The sequence below is a fragment of the Natronoarchaeum sp. GCM10025321 genome, assembly GCF_042663585.1.
Classification (GTDB): domain Archaea; phylum Halobacteriota; class Halobacteria; order Halobacteriales; family Natronoarchaeaceae; genus Natranaeroarchaeum.
The window spans coordinates 175293-192576 of record NZ_JBHTAN010000006.1 but is presented as its reverse complement, the minus strand read 5'-3'; the positions used below and the strand labels follow the sequence as shown (position 1 = coordinate 192576).

19 protein-coding genes, 1 tRNA gene and 1 pseudogene are annotated in these 17284 nt (G+C 63.2%); 14 read left to right on the top strand and 7 right to left on the bottom strand.

The window, feature by feature from the left end; genetic code table 11:
- Positions 1–41 precede the first annotated feature (41 nt).
- A complete protein-coding gene (locus ACFQL3_RS03695; protein WP_377051290.1) occupies positions 42–572 on the top strand; it encodes a 50S ribosomal protein L16 in 531 nt (176 codons plus the stop codon).
- Between the two features lie 282 nt (positions 573–854).
- Here ACFQL3_RS03695 and ACFQL3_RS03690 read toward each other — a convergent pair whose 3' ends face one another.
- A complete protein-coding gene (locus ACFQL3_RS03690; protein WP_377051506.1) occupies positions 855–1535 on the bottom strand; it encodes a type 1 glutamine amidotransferase domain-containing protein in 681 nt (226 codons plus the stop codon).
- 53 nt (positions 1536–1588) lie between these two features.
- Positions 1589–4063 carry a hypothetical protein gene (locus ACFQL3_RS03685; RefSeq protein WP_377051504.1) on the bottom strand — a complete coding sequence of 825 codons (2475 nt, stop codon included), beginning with the start codon at positions 4061–4063 and terminating at the stop codon, positions 1589–1591.
- 137 nt (positions 4064–4200) lie between these two features.
- Here ACFQL3_RS03685 and ACFQL3_RS03680 point away from each other — a divergent pair.
- From ACFQL3_RS03680 to ACFQL3_RS03640, 9 genes and pseudogenes are all read left to right on the top strand, one after another.
- Positions 4201–4271: transfer RNA gene (locus tag ACFQL3_RS03680), tRNA-Pro, on the top strand.
- A gap of 169 nt (positions 4272–4440) precedes the next feature.
- Complete coding sequence (locus ACFQL3_RS03675) at positions 4441–4590, top strand: DUF7563 family protein (protein WP_377051502.1); 150 nt, start codon at positions 4441–4443, stop codon at positions 4588–4590.
- A 588-nt stretch (positions 4591–5178) separates the two neighbouring features.
- Positions 5179–5418: pseudogene (locus tag ACFQL3_RS03670) on the top strand (NAD-binding protein); the annotation flags it as partial.
- A 435-nt stretch (positions 5419–5853) separates the two neighbouring features.
- The gene (locus tag ACFQL3_RS03665) at positions 5854–6213 is read left to right on the top strand and encodes a TrkA C-terminal domain-containing protein (protein WP_377057002.1); all 360 of its coding nucleotides are present in this window, start codon (positions 5854–5856) and stop codon (positions 6211–6213) included.
- 239 nt (positions 6214–6452) lie between these two features.
- Positions 6453–6617: a hypothetical protein gene (locus ACFQL3_RS03660; protein WP_377051500.1), complete on the top strand. Its 165-nt coding sequence runs from the start codon at positions 6453–6455 to the stop codon at positions 6615–6617.
- 156 nt (positions 6618–6773) lie between these two features.
- On the top strand, positions 6774–7385 hold the full coding sequence (locus ACFQL3_RS03655; protein WP_377051498.1) for a hypothetical protein: 612 nt from the start codon (positions 6774–6776) through the stop codon (positions 7383–7385).
- A gap of 201 nt (positions 7386–7586) precedes the next feature.
- Positions 7587–8201 carry a class I SAM-dependent methyltransferase gene (locus ACFQL3_RS03650; RefSeq protein ID WP_377051496.1) on the top strand — a complete coding sequence of 205 codons (615 nt, stop codon included), beginning with the start codon at positions 7587–7589 and terminating at the stop codon, positions 8199–8201.
- Positions 8202–8290: 89 nt separating this feature from the next.
- The gene (locus ACFQL3_RS03645; RefSeq protein WP_377051494.1) at positions 8291–8728 is read left to right on the top strand and encodes a pyridoxamine 5'-phosphate oxidase family protein; all 438 of its coding nucleotides are present in this window, start codon (positions 8291–8293) and stop codon (positions 8726–8728) included.
- A 54-nt stretch (positions 8729–8782) separates the two neighbouring features.
- The gene (locus ACFQL3_RS03640; protein ID WP_377051492.1) at positions 8783–9067 is read left to right on the top strand and encodes a DUF6360 family protein; all 285 of its coding nucleotides are present in this window, start codon (positions 8783–8785) and stop codon (positions 9065–9067) included.
- Here ACFQL3_RS03640 and ACFQL3_RS03635 read toward each other — a convergent pair whose 3' ends face one another.
- Both ACFQL3_RS03635 and ACFQL3_RS03630 read right to left on the bottom strand, forming a co-directional pair.
- Positions 9068–9931 (bottom strand): aldo/keto reductase, encoded by an 864-nt coding sequence (locus ACFQL3_RS03635; RefSeq protein WP_377051490.1) that lies wholly within the window; start codon positions 9929–9931, stop codon positions 9068–9070.
- Positions 9932–9981: 50 nt separating this feature from the next.
- Positions 9982–10365 (bottom strand): hypothetical protein, encoded by a 384-nt coding sequence (locus ACFQL3_RS03630; RefSeq protein WP_377051488.1) that lies wholly within the window; start codon positions 10363–10365, stop codon positions 9982–9984.
- Between the two features lie 102 nt (positions 10366–10467).
- Here ACFQL3_RS03630 and ACFQL3_RS03625 point away from each other — a divergent pair, with 102 nt between their 5' ends.
- Both ACFQL3_RS03625 and ACFQL3_RS03620 read left to right on the top strand, forming a co-directional pair.
- Positions 10468–10812: a helix-turn-helix domain-containing protein gene (locus tag ACFQL3_RS03625; RefSeq protein WP_377051486.1), complete on the top strand. Its 345-nt coding sequence runs from the start codon at positions 10468–10470 to the stop codon at positions 10810–10812.
- 1 nt (position 10813) lies between these two features.
- The gene (locus ACFQL3_RS03620) at positions 10814–11137 is read left to right on the top strand and encodes a DUF7521 family protein (RefSeq protein ID WP_377051484.1); all 324 of its coding nucleotides are present in this window, start codon (positions 10814–10816) and stop codon (positions 11135–11137) included.
- A 1-nt stretch (position 11138) separates the two neighbouring features.
- Here the strand turns inward: ACFQL3_RS03620 and ACFQL3_RS03615 are convergent, their stop codons facing one another.
- The 3 genes from ACFQL3_RS03615 to ACFQL3_RS03605 form a co-directional block, all read right to left on the bottom strand.
- Positions 11139–11993, bottom strand: a complete 855-nt coding sequence (locus tag ACFQL3_RS03615; protein ID WP_377051482.1) for an aldo/keto reductase — start codon at positions 11991–11993, stop codon at positions 11139–11141.
- Between the two features lie 70 nt (positions 11994–12063).
- Entirely contained in the window at positions 12064–13017 is a 954-nt protein-coding gene (locus ACFQL3_RS03610) for an alpha/beta hydrolase (protein ID WP_377051480.1), read from the bottom strand.
- Between the two features lie 143 nt (positions 13018–13160).
- Positions 13161–14453, bottom strand: coding sequence for an MBL fold metallo-hydrolase (locus ACFQL3_RS03605; protein WP_377051478.1), 1293 nt, complete (start codon positions 14451–14453; stop codon positions 13161–13163).
- A gap of 229 nt (positions 14454–14682) precedes the next feature.
- Between ACFQL3_RS03605 and ACFQL3_RS03600 the strand changes: the two genes are divergently transcribed.
- Both ACFQL3_RS03600 and ACFQL3_RS03595 read left to right on the top strand, forming a co-directional pair.
- Positions 14683–16698: a copper-translocating P-type ATPase gene (locus ACFQL3_RS03600; RefSeq protein ID WP_377057000.1), complete on the top strand. Its 2016-nt coding sequence runs from the start codon at positions 14683–14685 to the stop codon at positions 16696–16698.
- Between the two features lie 176 nt (positions 16699–16874).
- Positions 16875–17261, top strand: a complete 387-nt coding sequence (locus ACFQL3_RS03595) for a 30S ribosomal protein S6e (RefSeq protein WP_377051476.1) — start codon at positions 16875–16877, stop codon at positions 17259–17261.
- Positions 17262–17284: the final 23 nt, after the last annotated feature.

Below are 17284 nucleotides of genomic sequence, written 5' to 3'. Positions count from 1 at the left end.
AGGCTTTATCGGCAGCCTCGGCCTCGGTTCGCGTAACAACCATGTCCGAGAAACCCGCCTCTATGTATCGGCAGATCGACAAGCCGTCCTACACTCGCCGCGAGTATATGGGAGGGATCCCCGGTTCCAAGATCGCCCAGCACGAGATGGGCGATCTCCAGACCGATCCCGACGAGTACCCCGTCCAGATCAGCCTCGTCACCGAGGAGGCCGTCCAACTCCGTCACGGCGCGCTCGAAAGCGCCCGCCTGTCGGCCAACCGCCACCTCATCAAGGAACTCGGCGAGAACAACTACAGAATGACCCTGCGCAAGTTCCCCCACCAAGTCCTGCGAGAGAACAAGCAGGCAACCGGTGCAGGCGCCGACCGTGTCTCCGACGGAATGCGCCAGTCTTTCGGCAAGATCGTCGGCACCGCCGCACGCATCCCCGAGGGCGACCGCATCTTCACCACCTGGTGTACCGTCGACCAGGCCACCACCGTCAAAGAAGCCTTCCGCCGGTCCTACAACAAACTCTCGCCGCCATGCCGCATCGTCGTCGAGCGCGGCGAAGAGCAACTCGTCTCCTGAGGCTTGTAGTCCGTTTTTGTGCGAATTTCTATCAGTAAACGTAGCCTTACGCCCATAACTGTCGTGTAATCAATAGCATTACTAATCGGGTGTTGCGTGTGAGAACTAAACACGTGATACTACATGTCGGTACTCAATCGGTTAGTCGGAGTGATACGCACCGAGGAGGAATTGGACGTGCTCTACGAATGTAGACGGTGTGGTACCTCGCTCGACGTCTCCGAGAGAGCCTGTCCGACGTGTGGTTCGGGCGACTGTGCCACCTACAAACTCTGACCCTGCTCAGACACCGAGCGTATCGGCGAGTCGCTCACCGGCCGCGTTGGACGATTCCGGCCCGCGCCCAGTGATGAGGTCGCCATCGACGGTAACGCTCGTCTCCGCGTCGAGTTCGGCGTCCCAGTGAGCACCGGCCGCCAGAACTTCGTCCTCGACCCAGTACGAAAGCTTTCTACCGTCCGGCATACAGTCGTTCTCGTCGACGATACCCTCCTCCCACTCGTTGGGGAACCCGGTCACGTTTCGCCCCTCGACCAGCATCTCGCCGTCGCTATCTCTGGTGAACGCGAGGATAGCGACAGCGTGACAGACGACGAGCGCCCGTCCCTCGTCACCCTCGACGGCGTTACGGAGCAGTCTGCGGGCGTCACGGTCCTGATTGACGTCCCAGACGGTGCCGTGGCCGCCGGGGAAGACGACTGCGTCGTAGTCGTCCGCCGACACTGTCGCGAGCGGTTCCGGATCCGCCAGACGCGGATCGTTGTTGTGACACTCCATTACGCGTTCCGCGGTCTCCTCACCGACGTTTTCGGGATTGACCGACCGTTCGTCGATAACGGGTTTATCGCCGCTCGGCGTAGCCACCTCAATATCGACGCCACGGTCGGAGAGCAACTGCAGTGGGTCGACACATTCCTCTCCCCAGTACCCTTCCTGACTGACGACGAACAGTGCGGATGTCATCATCGGGACTAGCACGAACAGAGAGATAAACCCCGTGCCACCGGATGCTACCGTTACCCGAGGAGGAGGTAGACCGCCAGACAGGCGACGCCGACCAGTGCTACCGCGACGCCGGGGACAGTCGTACCCAGAGCGGCTACCACACCCCCTGCGAGCAGGGCGACCAGACCGACGACGCCTGCGGTCGGCGCGAGGACGCGCTCGGTCGCCGCGTCGACTGCAATCTCGCGGAGTTCGGCCTCGCTCGGCCCGTCGTCGGCATCGGCGAGCGCTTCGACGCGCGATTCGAGGGCAGTGACGTCGGATCGCAGTTCCGCGAGTTCGTCGATCCGGTCGTCGGTCCGGTCGAGGGCGCTTTCGAGTTCGTCGATCCGTTCGAGTTGGTTCTCCACCTCAACGATCCGGTCCTCAAGTCCTCTAACCGTCCCTTCGAGGGTATCGACGCGCTCGTCGGTCTCCGCCGTCGAGGATTCGATACGCCCGATGCGCTCGTCGGTGGCCGCCACACTGGCATCGATGTCGTCGACACGCGATTCGAGGGTATTCGTCGTGCCGCTTGTCGTTGCGACCCGTTCGTCCAGCGTGTCGAGGCTCTCGTCGACATTGGCCGCACGGTCGGCGAGCGACCGTTCGACGGCCGTTACCGCCGAATCGACCTTGGCGACCCTGGCTTCGAGGCTGTCGGTCCGTTCGGCCGTTCCCTCGACCGCCTCGATCCGGTCTTCGAGTCGGTCGGTGCGGTCTACCGCAGTCGCTGCCTGTTCCTCGACTCCGTCGAACCGCGCCTCGATCCCGTCGGTACGGGCCAGGGCCGTGTCGGCATCTGCTACAACGTCCTCGAACCGCGTCTCCAGTTCCCCGGTTCGCTCTGCGGTCCGGTCGATCTTCGTCGCGGCGTCGGCGAGTCGCTGCTCGACCTCGTCGACTCGTTCGAGGGCACTGTCGGCCGCCGCGTCCACAGTGTCGAGCGTCTCACGGAGGGAGTCGACCTGCGACTCCAGTCCAGCGCGCTCGTCGACAGTCGATTCGACGGCCGCGAGGCGGGAGAGTAGTTCGTCGTCCGGCGAGTCAGCGGCGGTCTCGACGTCGTCGAGGTCATCGCGGAGTGCCGCAAGCGCATCCTCGATACTCGTGACGGCCGCCGCCAGTTCCTTGTCTGTGTCGTCGAGTCGGGTATCGACCGCGTCCAGTCGCTCGTCCAGGTCGGCGAGGCGGCTCCGTACGCCGTCAAAATCGTCCGCTACCGTGTCGATGCCCGCCGAAAGCGCCGGGATCCGCTCGTCCCGGATCTCGTCGAACCGGGCGTCGAGCGTCTCGACTGACTCGCGCAGGTCCGCAGTCGCCGCGGCCTCGGCCCGTGTCTCGATCCGGTCGCGGAGTTCGTTGAGGCTATCGTCCAATCGGTCGACAGTTCGAGCGATATCGTCCGACGTGGTGACATCGTCCCCCTGAGCAGACACACCGGCAGTAGCCCCGGAGTCAGCGGTCGCCGCGGGAGTCGACGATCCGTCGGTATCGGCCGTCGGTTTCCTCGCGCCGGCGGCCGCTCCCGCCTCCGCCTCGGCTACCGCCGATTCGACCGACTGCTCGGCCGCGGCGTCGGGAGCGAGTACGGCACCGCGGGCGACCGCCGTCACCGGATTGTCGAGGACGCAAACGGTGTCGATATCGAACGGGATCGCGGCATCAGCGAGCAGGGACTCGAGCGTCGCGTCGATGCCGTCCGATCGGGCGGCCGGGCCGGCGACGACGACCGGGACCGACGCACCGTCGAGGGCAGTCGTGAGACGCTCGGCGGCGCGGTCGACGACGTACGAGAGGTAGTTCTCGTAGTACATTCCGAGTACGTCGCCGTCCCCGCCGGTGAGGTCGTACCCCTCGCGCTCGTCGGCGACCACACTCGGTTCCTGATCGGTCGCATCGGCGACCTGCCGGTCGATCCAGCTCCCGCCGCGACTGAGGCCGAAGCCCGCGAGCGGTTCCCCGTCGTCGAGCAAGCAGACCTCGCTCGTGCCGGTCCCCAGCACCAGTACCAGCCCTGACGGCGCATCGGTGCCGAACCCGGCGTAGCCGGCGGCACGCCCCCGCGTGACTGGATCGGGATCGTAGCCCAGCGCGGCGAGGCACTCGTCGATGGTGCGCCGGTGATAGAGCGTCGCGACGTCCTCGTCGACTGGCTCTGCGGGGATGGCGTAGGTCGCCCGCTCATCCGCCGCGCCGTCTCCGGCGACCTGCGCGATTAGCAGTTCGACCAGCGTGGCGTCGGCATCGCGCTCGCCGGTGAGGACGCCGCCGCGCAGTAGCGACTGGACCGGCGCGTCGAACATTCCCGCGAAGTCGGTGGCGGCGTCGCCCACCGCGTACACCGAGTCGCCCTGCTCGACGTACTCGACGCTCCCGCTCGACAGCATATCGAGCACCATCTCTTCGGCCGGCAGTGCAACGAAATTCGTCCGCTCGGCCGATGATTCGGCGTCGTCGTGCGCGACGATGGTGAAGCGCTCGCCGATATCGAGTCCGATAGTCATTCGTCCCCGACGTTCTCAGGGGGGCGTTATGGGTGTTGTGCTGGTAAGTGTCGCGGCGCACGCTATCGGCATTGTGTCCCGCGGTCGAATCGAAACGAAGCCCTTAAAACTTGAACTCTCCTCTATCCGAATGCACTGGGACCGTGGGGTAGTGGTATCCTCTGCGGATGGGGTCCGTAGGACCCGAGTTCAATTCTCGGCGGTCCCACTTCTTATTCTGAAGAACGTCATTGTCGGCGTTCTCAGGTATGTAAGACGCTCGAAATCGCCATCATTACTTTACTGGTAAGTGTAGAAACTTGCCGGTACTCGGATGACGCGAAAAATGGCGCTATAGACCGCCCGAACAGCCGCGGAACGAGGGGGTGGTCGGCGTGTTGAAACTCGTCACGGAGAGCGACGAGTCCCCCGCCTGCCAGAACTGTGGCGCCCACGTTTCGGCAGACTTCAAGCGCGTCTACGGCGACAACGACCACGTCGTTCATCGCTGCCGGGGCTGTGACACCATGCGGCGGCTCACTCGCTAGGGGCCGACAGCCGGGCGGCAAGCCATTGTGTAACCCCTCCAGTTCAAGTGGAGTTGCAGTTTTCACGTAGTTGTATATAGTTGACTTTAGTTCTGGGGAGTGGCGACGTCGTGATCCGGGTGGTCGAGGCGAGATCCCCGGAGGGGGAGTTCCTGCCAAGCAGGACATACCTCTTAGGGCGTATGCCTGAGAGCACTGGCGGAGAGAAGTGCCACGCGCCGCTGGGTTCTCCGTGTTCCAGTTGATCCACTGGAAACGGTGGTTATCCCGCATCGTTAGTTCGGTTGAACCCCTCGAAACCGGCACCGGAGAACCCAGTATTATTATTCATCCATATTTTGAGGTGTGATGTGCCACCCCGACCGAGCACGACAGCGAACCACGGACCGGACAGCGAGCGAAACCGAAGATGCCGAGGAGACGAGAGAGCGGAGAGAGTCGCCGTCGAGGGGGATTGTTGACGCACCAGTGCGCGCACTCAAGCGAGCGCACGCGCTGATCCATAACTCAGAGTGTAAACACCGAGCGCGACGACAGTCGAAGTACAGTCTCCCAAACAACGGGCTTTAGTGTACGCCGTCGAAGTTGGTGTGTATAGTTACCAATAGTCATATCCTAGTCGCTGGCGGCGGACGGGTCGGATTTCGAGTAGCACAGTTCTTCAGACAACGTGGACACCAAGTGACAATTATCGAGCGAGACCCGGACCGTGCAAACGAGCAGGACTCGGACGACATCGAGGTTGTGGTAGGTGACGCGACAAAGCCGTCCGTCCTATCGAATGCTCTCACGGACGATACGACCGTTATCGGCGCGCTAACAGACAGCGATAGCAGTGAACTACCCTGCCCTACCGCGCTCGGGGCTACTCGCCCCTCGCTTGTTGAGGGCAGGGCTTCCTGTTTCTGTGTCGGAATTTATACCCAACGTGGGCACAGGGATTCCAGACTCCGCAGACGATTTCCCTTCAGGGGCGGTTCGGAGTGTCCCACTCCTACCGAATCGACACTCGGCCACAACCGACGTTGCACGCTTTTTGTCGCGTTTGAACAACGCCAGAAGCGTGGTGAGCATCTTACTACCTCGTTCGACCGCAGGGGTAGTAAGCGTGGCGGGGAAAGGGCAAGTAACTCGTGCGGGCGCTGTATCCCCTCCCTGCTCGCGGCTTCGCCGCTCGCTGAGGAAGGGGGCTTAGCGCCCTCAATTACAGCTAATCTCGCGGTCTGCCTCGCTGCGAGGACGTTCGAACCGGATATCCGAACGGTGGCGCGTATCACCGATGCCGACGGCGACGAGTACGAACAACTCGTCGACGAGGTCGTGTTCCCGGAGCGTGCAAGTATCAAAACTGCAGTGAACGCACTCAGCGGGAGTGATGTGCGAACATTCGAGGATATCACCGGTGAGATGGAAGTGTTCGATATCCGCGTCGCCTCCGAGTCACCAATAGCAGGCCAACTTCTCAAGGATGTTGACCTTCCGGAGGGGAGTCTCGTGATTTCTGGAGCCGGGGGAGACCGATCCGCCACCTCCGAAACGCGACTGGAGGCCGGCGAACGATACATTATCGCAGCCGATCCTGACGCCTCAGATGCCGTTATTTCGGCGTTCCGAGGTGAGTGAGTTCAGTATACGGTCCGCCGGTGAGCTATGATGAGTGGCACTGTGATCAACTGAGGCTCTGTATTCAGCGGGCGATTTCCATTAGTCTCTGAGGGTTACAACAGAGCCGTTGCTTTGGTTCAGAACTACCCGACTTTTCGGCGCTCCCGCTGCTGAGTTCCCGGCGAATACGTTACACGATAGTGGTCGGGAACCGTCTGCAGATCGTTCCACCGGTCCCAGTCGCAGTCGAGTAGCGGGTGGACTCGGTCCTCGACCGGATGTGGACGATGACCAACATCACCGGCGACCTCGCGGTCACGACGGTCATCGCAAAATGGAACGGCGGCATCGACTTCAATAGCAGCGTCTGGGCCGCCCCAACCGACCCGTTAGAGACGGCCGACTTGACGCCTACCGCGTAGAGCACGGCTCGTGCCGTCTCGGCCTTTGTCTCCTGATTCGGTAGATCAACCAATACCCCATCCATCCGCCCCGGACGATTCCGCTAGGAACAGCGATTCATCATACTGAACAGCTGATAAGTCACTTATATGTTGGCTCAGAACGGGGGTCAATGTATGACCAGGGCCGCCGACGACCCGCAGTGCCCCGAGTGCGGGGGCAAAATCGGGCAGACAGCCACCTACTGTATGCACTGTTCGGCGGATCTCACCGAGGAACTCGATGCCGCCGACGCGGACGAAGACGGGGCGTGGGACGCTTCCGACGCCGCGTCAGCGGACTCACAGGAGCGGACCGCTACTGAAGAATCCGAACAGCGGTTGGATCCGGACGGAGTTCTCGATAATACCCTCACCGTCTTGGTGGGTATTGTGGGTGGAATTATCGTCGGCGCTGTGGGAACCATCGTCCTGTTGATCGCAACTAACAGCGGGTGGGCACTTCTCTTTGGATTTGTCGCCTGGTTGGGTGCTACTGCCAATCTCGTCCGTCGCCGAACGGTCCAGGGTGCGGTTTCGAGAACCGGCTACGCCGTTGCTATCGTTCTGTTGCTGGTTCCAGTGATCGCACTCAGTCCGGCCGTGAGTGTCGACGGCGGTATCGGGGAACGCGGCGGACTCTTCGTCGTACTGCTGGTCTTCGTTGTGGTCCCCGCCTGCATCGCCACCGGAATCGGCTGGGTGGCAGCACAGTTCATCCCCGGAGAGGGCACCACCAGTGAGGGGTGAGGCGTCTGCGCAGTAAGAGCCATCCATTCAACAGGGCTCTCGAAAACACTGCCGGGTCTGCTAGCCCGTTCTGGGGCCGGTACCTGTTCTTACTGGCCAGCCGTTGCATTCGCAGAAGTATCGAACGCAGAGGCGTTCAGCAGAACCGCTCGGGACAACAGGCACTGAGTATTTTATCGCTCAGCCACTAGCAGGAGTACTGTGTCGAGAGTATTATCGGACGATGACCGCCAGAAAATCGATAGCAGCGATGACGACGGATTCTACGAGTCTTCCCGGTTCGTCACCCACGCTGATGATGCTTTCACTGAACGGCTGACGGAGTTGTACGAATCCGTACTAACGCCGGGGGACCGTGTCTTCGATGCGATGAGCAGTTGGGTATCGTTCCTCCCGGAGGTTCCGGTGGAGCGTGTGGTGGGGCATGGACTCAACGAGGCTGAACTCGAAGCAAACGAGCAACTAGACGAGTACTTCCGCCAGGATTTCAATTCGAACCAGACACTCCCGCTCGAAGACGACTCCTTCGACGTCGTCTGCTGTGCGTTATCGGTGCAGTATCTGCAGTATCCTGGTGAGATATTCAGCGAGTTCGCACGCATTCTGGCTGCGGACGGGACTGCTGTAGTGAGTTTCACCAACCGGATGTTCCCAACAAAGGCGATTCGTGCGTGGCAGACGCGGTCGATGGATGAACGGGCGGCGCTCGTCGAGGAGTATTTTGCTGCTGGTGGATTTGCAGAGACAGAGCGGATCGTCGACCAGCCGGGAACCGACCCGTTTTACGCGGTCGTCGGTCGACTGCCTGAAGAGTAGCCCAGAGTCACCGTCGTGTTCGTCGGCGACAGTCAATCACAACGGGGCCCACCCCCAGTTTGAAGTATATATATCACTAAAAATAATCTATGTCTGGACAGACCGGCACAGCAATGGACTCCATCGAAATCGAAGAGTTCCTGCAAGACCAACAGACCGGCGTCCTCGCGCTCGCGAAGGACTCGGACGCATACGCTATCCCGGTCTCGTACTTTTTCAGCGACGACGAGCAGTGCGTTTACCTCCGGTTGGGCTACGCGCCCGGGAGCCAGAAGCGACGGTATGGCGACGCCACCGATCACGCCTCGCTGGTCGTCTACGAGGACACTGACGATGGTTGGAAAAGCGTCGTAATCGAGGGCACCCTCGAAGAGACAACGGACAGCAACCTCGATACCGCGCTCGAAGAACACGACGAGAAACTCGACATTCCCTACGTCCGAATCTTCAAGCGACCGGTCGACGATATCGAGTTCCACACCGTCCGGATCAACATCACGAGCATGAAGGGAATGATCGAGGGGTGACGCGGCGATCCGCAGGACCGCGAAGCTAAGTGTGTCGGTCGCTATCTGTCGCACATGCCGGACCGGCTGATGAAAGTCAACGCGTACACGACCTTCGATCTGATCGACGCGACGGTGCGAGGCCACGAGTTCGAGGCGGACTCGTTTGCCGTCCTGAACGCGACCTCCCCGCGAAAGAACCCCGACGAGGTGAAACTCCAGCTAGAACTGGACAACATGTCCGAAGAGCACCTCCCGGCCCACATGGAGGAAGTCCACCTGTCGCCCGAGGAAGCGAGAGCACTGGCGAGCGATCTGGAAAAACACGCAGACAAGGTCGACGCGGCAGGCAGCGAGTAGCTACTCGGCCAGTCGCGCCATCTCCTCATCGCGCAGGTCGATCATCGAGGCGGCGACGTTCGCTTCCAGATGCTCGACCGATGAGGTGCCCGGAATCGGGAGCAACACGTCCGAGCGTTCGAGCAGCCACGCGAGCGCAATCTGGTAGCGCGACGCCCCGTGCGCCGCCGCGATATCGTCGAGCACGTCGGCGTACTCGCCGAGATCACCGCCGCCCATCGGCGAGTACGGCATGAAGCCGATGCCGTAGTTCTCGCACGCGTCCAGGACGTCCGTGTTCTCCCGGTTGGCGACGTTGTACTGGTTCTGGACCGTCACGACGTCGACGAGTTCGCGGGCCTGTTCTAGCTGTTCGACGCTCACGTTGCTCAGGCCGATATGGCCGATGACGCCGTCGTCCTTGAGTTCGGCGAGCGCGTGAATCTGGTCTTCCATCGGCACGTCGGGGTCGATCCGGTGGAGCTGGTAGAGGTCGATCTGATCCACACGGAGCCGATCACGACTCGTGTATGCCGCGTGCTGGAGATAGCCCGGGTGGCCGTGGCGCGCCCACTCGAACCCCTCGTCGACCTGCCGGATCAGCCCGCCTTTCGTCGCGACGACGACCTGCTCGCGGTACTCGGGATCGGACATGAGCGTCTCGCCGATAAGTCGCTCGCTGACCGAGGGGCCGTAGGAGTCGGCGGTGTCGACGAAGTCGACGCCGAGGTCGACCGCCCGACGGAGGACGTCACGCGCGTTCTCGACGTCGGCCGGTTCGCCGGTGATATGCTCGCCGGTGAGCCGCATCGCGCCGAAGCCGAGACGGTGGACAGTCAGATCGCCACCGATATCGAACGTGTCGCTCTCGTTGTGAACCGTCATGGCGGTTGATTAGGCCGCCGCCCGATAGTCGTTTATGATATCGGCGCGCCTCAAACGAGGTTGAGGCCGAGGACGAGGAGGTGGGTGAATCCGACGAGCACGACCGTCGCGGCGGCGGACACCGAGCAGAGCACGCCGATCAGGTCGTCTCGCGAGCGGAAGTACTGGCCCACTGCCCGGATCGCCAGCCAGGTCGTCGCCGCGATTGCGGGCAGCGCCGTCACGCCAAGCGTTCGACCGACCGTTCGGGTGGTGACGGTGCCGTCGAGTCCCATCCGCCACTGGATCGTCATCGCCTCCGGTAGTGACGCGTATGCGAGTGCGCTCGCGGCGAGCATCGCCGCCAGCACGCCGACCGACAGCAGGGTCGACGATCGTTCGAGCAGTCGGTGCTGTTCGTCGTTCGTCGTTGCCTCGTGGGTGCGAACTGACATACAAACGGCTTGGACCGGGAGTATCATACTACCCCGAGCACGACTTCACGAACTGAAGTACCCGAAACCGATTTATTAGCGCTGGCTGTCAGTGTTCGTATCGTGAGTGAGGAGTCGGATCTCGAAGCCATCGCCGCCCTGCTCGAAGACGAGACGGCGAGACGGATCCTCACCGAAACCAGCAGCCAACCCATGTCCGCATCAGATCTCTCCGAGCGCTGTGAGGCGTCGAAACCGACCGTGTATCGCCGGCTCGACGATCTCAGGCAGTGCGATCTGCTCGTCGAGACGACACGACCCGATCCCTCGGCCGGGCATCACCACACCGTCTACTCGACGAATCTCGATCGGATCGTCGTCGAGGTCGAGGAGGACTCGCTCCGACTGCAGATCGACCGCCGGGAAGACATGGCCGATCGGTTTACCAGACTCGTGGAGGGGATGTGAGATGTGGATAGCCCCCCTCCAGGTCATTCAGGAACCACAGATTCCCGACTGGCTCCTCGCCTTCGGGCAGGTGGCGAACCTACTGAGCGGCCTGATCGGCGTGCTGATCGCCTACGTTGCCTACCGCGGCTTTCGGCGCAACGACAGCCGACCGATGCTGTACGTCGCCGCGGGCTTCGGTCTCTCGCTCGGCGTCCCGTTCGGGCTGTATCCGTTCGCCATCCTGCTGCCCGAGGGCCTCGCCCCGGCGCTGTATGTCGTCCAGATGAGCAGTCAGCTGGGTGGCCTGCTGTTGATCCTCTACGCACTCCGGATGCAACCGTGAGCTACTCGGACAGGCGGGCGTACTGCTCGGTCGTGAGTTCGATCGCCGAGGCGGCGACGTTCGCTTCGAGATGCTCGATCGAGGAGGTGCCCGGAATCGGCAGGGTCACGTCGGAGTGTTCGAGCAGCCACGCCAGCGCGATCCCATAGCGCGAGGCGTCCTGTTCGGCCGCGACGGACTCGATGACGTCGGCCTTCTCGCCGAGGTCGCCGGCCGCGAGCGGGAACCACGGAATGAATCCGATGTCGTAGTTCTCACACGCCTGCAGGACGGCCTCGTCCTCCCGGTTGGTGATGTTGTACTGGTTCTGGACCGTCGCGACGTCGACGAGTTCGCGGGCCTGATCTAGCTGTTCGACGGTCACGTTGCTGACGCCGACGTGGTTGATGTAACCATCGTCCTGTAGCTCTGCGAGCGTCGAAATCGAGTCCTCGAAGGGCGTCTCGGGATCCGGGCGGTGGTGCTGGTACAGGTCGATCTGATCGACGCCGAGCCGATCGATCGAACACAGGAGGGCGTTCCGGAGGTACTCCGGATCGCCACGCGGAAGCCACTGCCCGTCCGGCTGGCGGAGCAGGCCGCCCTTCGTCGCGACGAGCACCTCGTCACGGTACTCCGGATCCGAGAGGAGCGCCTCGCGGATCAGGCGTTCGCTGACGCCGGGGCCGTACGAATCCGCAGTGTCGATAAAGTCGACACCCAGATCGACGGCGTGGCGGAGCACTTCGTGTGCGTTCTCGACGTCGTCGGGTTCGCCGATTATATCCTCGCCAGTGATCCGCATCGCACCGTAGCCGAGCCGATGCACCGTGTCCTCGCCGCCGATCGCGAACGTGTCGCTCTGATTGTCGACCATGACAGGCGGTTCGGCGTCCCGGCAGGTATGGCTGCTGGTATCGGCGGACTGTTCGAGACGGGCAGAGCACTCAGGCCGAATCGCCGAAGGCGTCGTCCAGGTCGTCGGCGATCCCCGCAATCGCTTCGTGGGCGCGATCGACTTTTTCGGCCCCTGATAGCATCGTGATGAAGCCGTGAACCATCGACTCGTAGTTGCGATACCGGACCGACACGCCGTCGTCGACGAGCTGTTCGACGTAGACCTTCGCGCCGTCTCGCAGGGGGTCGAAGCCGGCCGTGATCACCGTCGCCGGCGGGACGTCCGAGACGTCACAGGCCATGGTCGGGTTCGCGTAGGGGTTCCGAAAGTTGATGTCACTGCCGAAGTAACACTCCCAGAACCACTCCAGATCCGCTTTCTCGAGGACGATTCCGGCATGCTCCTGGACCGACTCCTGTTCGTCCCGGACGTTGATGCCGGGATAGATGAGCACCTGATAATCTATTTCGGGCCCATCGCGCTCGGCCGCCATCAGCGACGTGACGGCCGCGAGCGCGCCACCGGCGCTGTCGCCAATAACTCCCAACTGGCCGTTCGAGTTCAGGAGCGCCTCGTTGTCGGCCGCCCACTCCGTCGCACAGTAGGCGTCCTCGACGTTCGCCGGGAACGGGTGCTCGGGTGCGAGGCGGTAGTCGACCGCCACAACCACACAGCCAGTCTCCCGGGTCAGATGGCGACAGAGCACGTCGTGGCTCTCCAGATTCCCGATGACGTGGCCGCCGCCGTGGAAGAACACCAGCGTTGGAAACGGCCCTTCGGCATCCGGTTCGTAGATTCGGATCGGCAGGTCGCCGCCGGGGCCGTCGATGGTCCGGTCGGTCGTCGCGCCGACCGCCGGCGGGTTCCTGTTCTGAAGCCAGTTCAGCCCGCGCATCACGAGGCGCATCCAGCGCACGGAGCGCCGCGGGAAGAGCAATGGCTCGATACGCTCGCGCCGGGAGAGGATCCGCTGGACCTCAGGGTCGATCTCGTCAGCTTCCATAGAGGTTCTGGGTCCGGTCGGGAGAAAAGTCCGGCGCTCAGAGTTCGACTGTCTCGCCGAGGTCCGGCGCGTGCGCCTCGATTCCGCCGCTCAGAGGTCAACCGTCGCGTCGAGGTCCGGCGCATGCGCCTCGATTCCGCCGCTCAGAGGTCAACCGTCGCGTCGAGGTCCGGCGCATGCGCCTCGATTCCATCACCCTGCAGTTCCTCGGCGAAGGCGTCACAGCGGTCGCCATGGTTGATGAGTACCGGTACGTCACGGTACTCGTCGAGGAACCCGAGCAAGCCATCGCGGTCGGCGTGTGCGGAGAAGTCGTACTGCTCGACCCGGGCACTGACCGGCATGATCCGGCCGTCGATTTCGGCGCTGCCGGTGTCCAGCAGGTCTCGGCCGGGCGTCCCCTTGACCTGATAGCCGGTCATCGTGATCTTGTTCATCGGATTCGACCGGATCTCGGGGATGTAGGTCATGGCAGGGCCGCCAGAGAGCATCCCGCTGGTGGTGATGATCGCCGCCTTCTGGTCGGTGATCCGTTTTCGCTGGCCGTCCCGACCCGTGACGAACCGTGCGTGGGATTTCGCCCGTCGGAGCGCGTCGGCATCCCGGACGAACTCGGGATGGCGCAACAGCATTCGCGTCACCTCCTTGCCCATCCCGTCGACGTAACAGGGGATATCGTGGGCCTCACAGATCAGCAGCATCTCCTGAGTGCGACCGATGGCGAACGCGGGGACGACGACGGTGCCGCCCTCCCAGAGAGTCGTCTCGACGCTCTCGGTGAACCGCTCCTCGACGACGGATCGGTTCTCGTGCTCGGCGTCGGAGTAGGTGCTTTCACAGATTACGGCGTCGGCGTCGGGCCGAGCGGTAGTCTCCGATACCAGACGCTGGCCGTTCACTGGGGAGACGCCCCCGTTCGTGCGGCCCGAGGCGGCGTCCGCACCCTGGCTGTTGCCGGTGTGAAAGTCGCCCGTGTACAGCAGTCGGGTGTCCCCGTCGTCGATCAGGACGTGGGCACTCCCCGGAATGTGTCCGGCGTTGTAGAACGTGATTTCGTAGCCGGCGGCCTCGAACGGGTCCCGGTAGCCGTGGGTTTCCGACACCTGCGTCATGCGCTGGACGTCGGTCTCGGTGAACGGGCACTGGAGGGTGCCGCCGTGCAGTTTCAGCGTATCACGTGCGAGCGTGAGCGCCAGTTCCCGCGTGGGCGGCGTCCAGTGGATCGGCGGGCGCTCAGTGCCCGACAGCAGTGCCGGGAGCGTCCCGACGTGATCGAGATGACCGTGGGAGACGACCACCGCGTCGGGCGTCGGCGTCTCGACCGGAAACTGCGGCGGGGTCTCGGTGAGCATGCCGAAATCGAGAAGCAGGGAGTCGTCGACGAGCAGGGCGCTCCGGCCGACTTCGCCCGCGCCGCCGAGAAATCGAACTTCCATCGTCGACGGCTAACCGTTCTGGCCGTTTGACCCCGTCGATCGGGTCAGTAGAGGGAGAGCTATCGACCCCCAATCGCTCTGTGCGCTCGTTCGGCGATCCGGGGGCACCCGACGGGCCGGATATTTTCCTCTCGGAAATCGTAGGCTCACTCGGAGATAGCGCATGGACGAGCACAGAAACGCGTCCGGAGAACCGTCGGATCGGGGGACTGGCCACGGTAGCGGCGGTATGCACGAAGGACACGAACAGATGTTCCGCCGACGCTTTTTCGTCTCGACGCTGCTCTCGATTCCGGTCCTCCTGTACAGCGAGACGCTCCAGGAATGGCTCGGCTTCTCGGTCCCCGCGTTCCCCGGCAGCGAGTGGATCACGCCGGTATTTTCGGTCGTCGTCTTCGCGTACGGTGGGGTCCCCTTCCTCCGGATGGCGGCCCCGGAACTCAGGGACCGAGCACCGGGGATGATGACGCTCATCTCGATGGCCATCACCGTCGCGTTCGTTTACAGTCTCGCGAGCGTGATCGTCCCGACGACATCGACGTTCTTCTGGGAACTCGTGACACTGATCGATATCATGCTGCTGGGCCACTGGATCGAGATGCGGTCGATCCGCAGGGCGTCTAGCGCCCTCGACGAGTTAGCGAAACTGCTTCCCGACACCGCCGAGCGCGTCACCGATGACAGGGATATCGAAGAGATCCCAGTGAGCGAACTGGAAGAAGGCGACCTCGTGCTCGTCCGACCGGGGGCGAACGTTCCCGCTGACGGCGTCGTCGAGGAAGGCGACTCGACCGTCAACGAGTCGATGATCACCGGCGAATCCAAACCCGTACCGAAGGAGCCAGGCGAGGAAGTGATCGGCGGTACTATAAACAGGGACGGCAGTCTCCGGGTACGGATCGACGCTACCGGCGACGACACGACGCTTGCCGGCATCATGCGCCTCGTCGAGCAGGCCCAGGAGAGCGAGTCCCGAACACAACAACTCGCCGACCGCGCGGCAGGCTGGCTGTTCTACGTCGCTCTGGCGGTGGCAGTCGTGACGGGCATCGCATGGACCGTCGCCGTCTCGTTCGGCGCCACGGTCGTCGAACGGGTCGTGACAGTCCTCGTGATCGCCTGTCCGCACGCGCTCGGGCTTGCCATCCCGCTCGTCGTCGCGATCAACACGTCGCTGGCCGCCGAAAACGGCATGTTGATTCGCGATCGGGTCGCGATGGAGCGGGCACGAGAGCTAGATACGGTCGTCTTCGACAAGACCGGGACGCTCACGAAGGGTGAGCAGGGCGTCGTCGACGCGACGACTGTTGCGGACATCGACCGGGACGAGGCGCTGGCACTCGCTGCGGCCGTGGAAGGCGATTCGGAGCACATGATCGCACAGGCGATTCGCGAGGCCGCGACCGATCGGAGTCTTGACACCCCCAGCGCCACGGAGTTCGAGGCGCTCAAGGGTCGCGGAGTGCGTGCGAGCGTCGACGGCGAGACCGTGCACGTCGGCGGGCCGAACCTGCTGTCGCATCTCGATACCGACGTCCCCGAGGAACTGACTGTCTTCGCGGACCAGGCCGGAGCGAAGGCCCAGACGGTAGTCTATCTCCTCCGGGACGAGGCTCCAGTCGCCGCATTCGCGCTCGCCGACGTCGTCCGTGAGGAGAGCTATCAGGTCGTCGACGCGCTTCACGAACTCGGTATCGAAGTCGCGATGCTGACCGGGGACTCCGAGGACGTCGCCCACGCCGTCGCCGAGGAACTGGGGATCGACACGGTGTTCGCCGAGGTGTTGCCGGAGGACAAGGACGAGACGATTACCGAACTCCAGGAGGGAGACACTCTCGTGGCGATGGTCGGCGACGGCGTCAACGATGCGCCCGCGCTGACGCGTGCGGACGTCGGGATTGCCATCGGCTCCGGGACGGACGTCGCGGTCCAGTCGGCGGACATCGTTCTGGTCCAGAACAACCCGATGGACGTCGCCCGCCTCGTGACACTGTCCCGCGCAAGCTACCGGAAGATGCAGGAGAATCTCGTCTGGGCGGCCGGCTACAACGTGGTCGCGCTCCCGCTCGCAGCGGGCGTCCTGGCTCCCGTCGGGATCTTGCTTTCACCCGCGGTCGGCGCGCTCCTGATGTCGCTCTCGACGGTGATCGTCGCGATCAACGCCCAGTTCCTCCGTCGCACCGATCTGGAACTCCCGAGTTTGCCGGGCGTATCCGCGTCGGGAGAGGCACGACCGGCCGACTGACGGGCAGACTTCCCTCGCCTTTGTGGTCGGGCGGCGAGAGCGTCCGGGACATACCGAAGCGTGGGCACCGCCAGTACCGGAGAGCGCTCCGGATGCGGCGAACCACCCTCGGCAAGGCATCGCGGGCAGAACACCGTTTCAATACGCTTTTGAGTCACCGCCGATTGATTCCGGGTATGGCAAACTTTCAGGTCGTCGTCGCCGACCCCGAGACGGGTACGACGTATCAGCGTGAAGTAGACGAACAGGACGCCAACCGGTTCCTCGGCAAATCCCTCGGCGAAACCGTCGACGGCGGTGCAGTCGGCCTCGACGGCTTCGAACTCGAACTCACCGGTGGCTCCGACGACGCGGGCCGACCGATGCGAGCGGACGTCTCCGGTCCGAACCTTCGCGAAGTGCTCCTCACGGGCGGCACGGGCTACGAACCGTCGCGCCAGGGCGAGCGACGGCGCGTCACCGTTCGCGGTAGCGAGGTCAGCGATGCGGTCGCACAGATCAACGCCAAGATCAGCGAGCACGGCGACGGCGACGTCGACGAACTGCTCACCGACGAAGAGTAGGCTCTTCTCCTCTCTCGACGCCC

Bases quoted from the DNA above. Each gene is read 5' to 3' on its own strand.
- ACFQL3_RS03695 (WP_377051290.1), top strand. From the start codon at position 42: ATGTCCGAGAAACCCGCCTCTATGTATCGGCAGATCGACAAGCCGTCC.
- ACFQL3_RS03690 (WP_377051506.1), bottom strand. From the start codon at position 1,535: ATGACATCCGCACTGTTCGTCGTCAGTCAGGAAGGGTACTGGGGAGAG.
- ACFQL3_RS03685 (WP_377051504.1), bottom strand. From the start codon at position 4,063: ATGACTATCGGACTCGATATCGGCGAGCGCTTCACCATCGTCGCGCAC.
- ACFQL3_RS03655 (WP_377051498.1), top strand. From the start codon at position 6,774: ATGACCAGGGCCGCCGACGACCCGCAGTGCCCCGAGTGCGGGGGCAAA.
- ACFQL3_RS03645 (WP_377051494.1), top strand. From the start codon at position 8,291: ATGTCTGGACAGACCGGCACAGCAATGGACTCCATCGAAATCGAAGAG.
- ACFQL3_RS03640 (WP_377051492.1), top strand. From the start codon at position 8,783: ATGCCGGACCGGCTGATGAAAGTCAACGCGTACACGACCTTCGATCTG.
- ACFQL3_RS03635 (WP_377051490.1), bottom strand. From the start codon at position 9,931: ATGACGGTTCACAACGAGAGCGACACGTTCGATATCGGTGGCGATCTG.
- ACFQL3_RS03630 (WP_377051488.1), bottom strand. From the start codon at position 10,365: ATGTCAGTTCGCACCCACGAGGCAACGACGAACGACGAACAGCACCGA.
- ACFQL3_RS03620 (WP_377051484.1), top strand. From the start codon at position 10,814: ATGTGGATAGCCCCCCTCCAGGTCATTCAGGAACCACAGATTCCCGAC.
- ACFQL3_RS03615 (WP_377051482.1), bottom strand. From the start codon at position 11,993: ATGGTCGACAATCAGAGCGACACGTTCGCGATCGGCGGCGAGGACACG.
- ACFQL3_RS03610 (WP_377051480.1), bottom strand. From the start codon at position 13,017: ATGGAAGCTGACGAGATCGACCCTGAGGTCCAGCGGATCCTCTCCCGG.
- ACFQL3_RS03605 (WP_377051478.1), bottom strand. From the start codon at position 14,453: ATGGAAGTTCGATTTCTCGGCGGCGCGGGCGAAGTCGGCCGGAGCGCC.
- ACFQL3_RS03600 (WP_377057000.1), top strand. From the start codon at position 14,683: ATGCACGAAGGACACGAACAGATGTTCCGCCGACGCTTTTTCGTCTCG.
- ACFQL3_RS03595 (WP_377051476.1), top strand. From the start codon at position 16,875: ATGGCAAACTTTCAGGTCGTCGTCGCCGACCCCGAGACGGGTACGACG.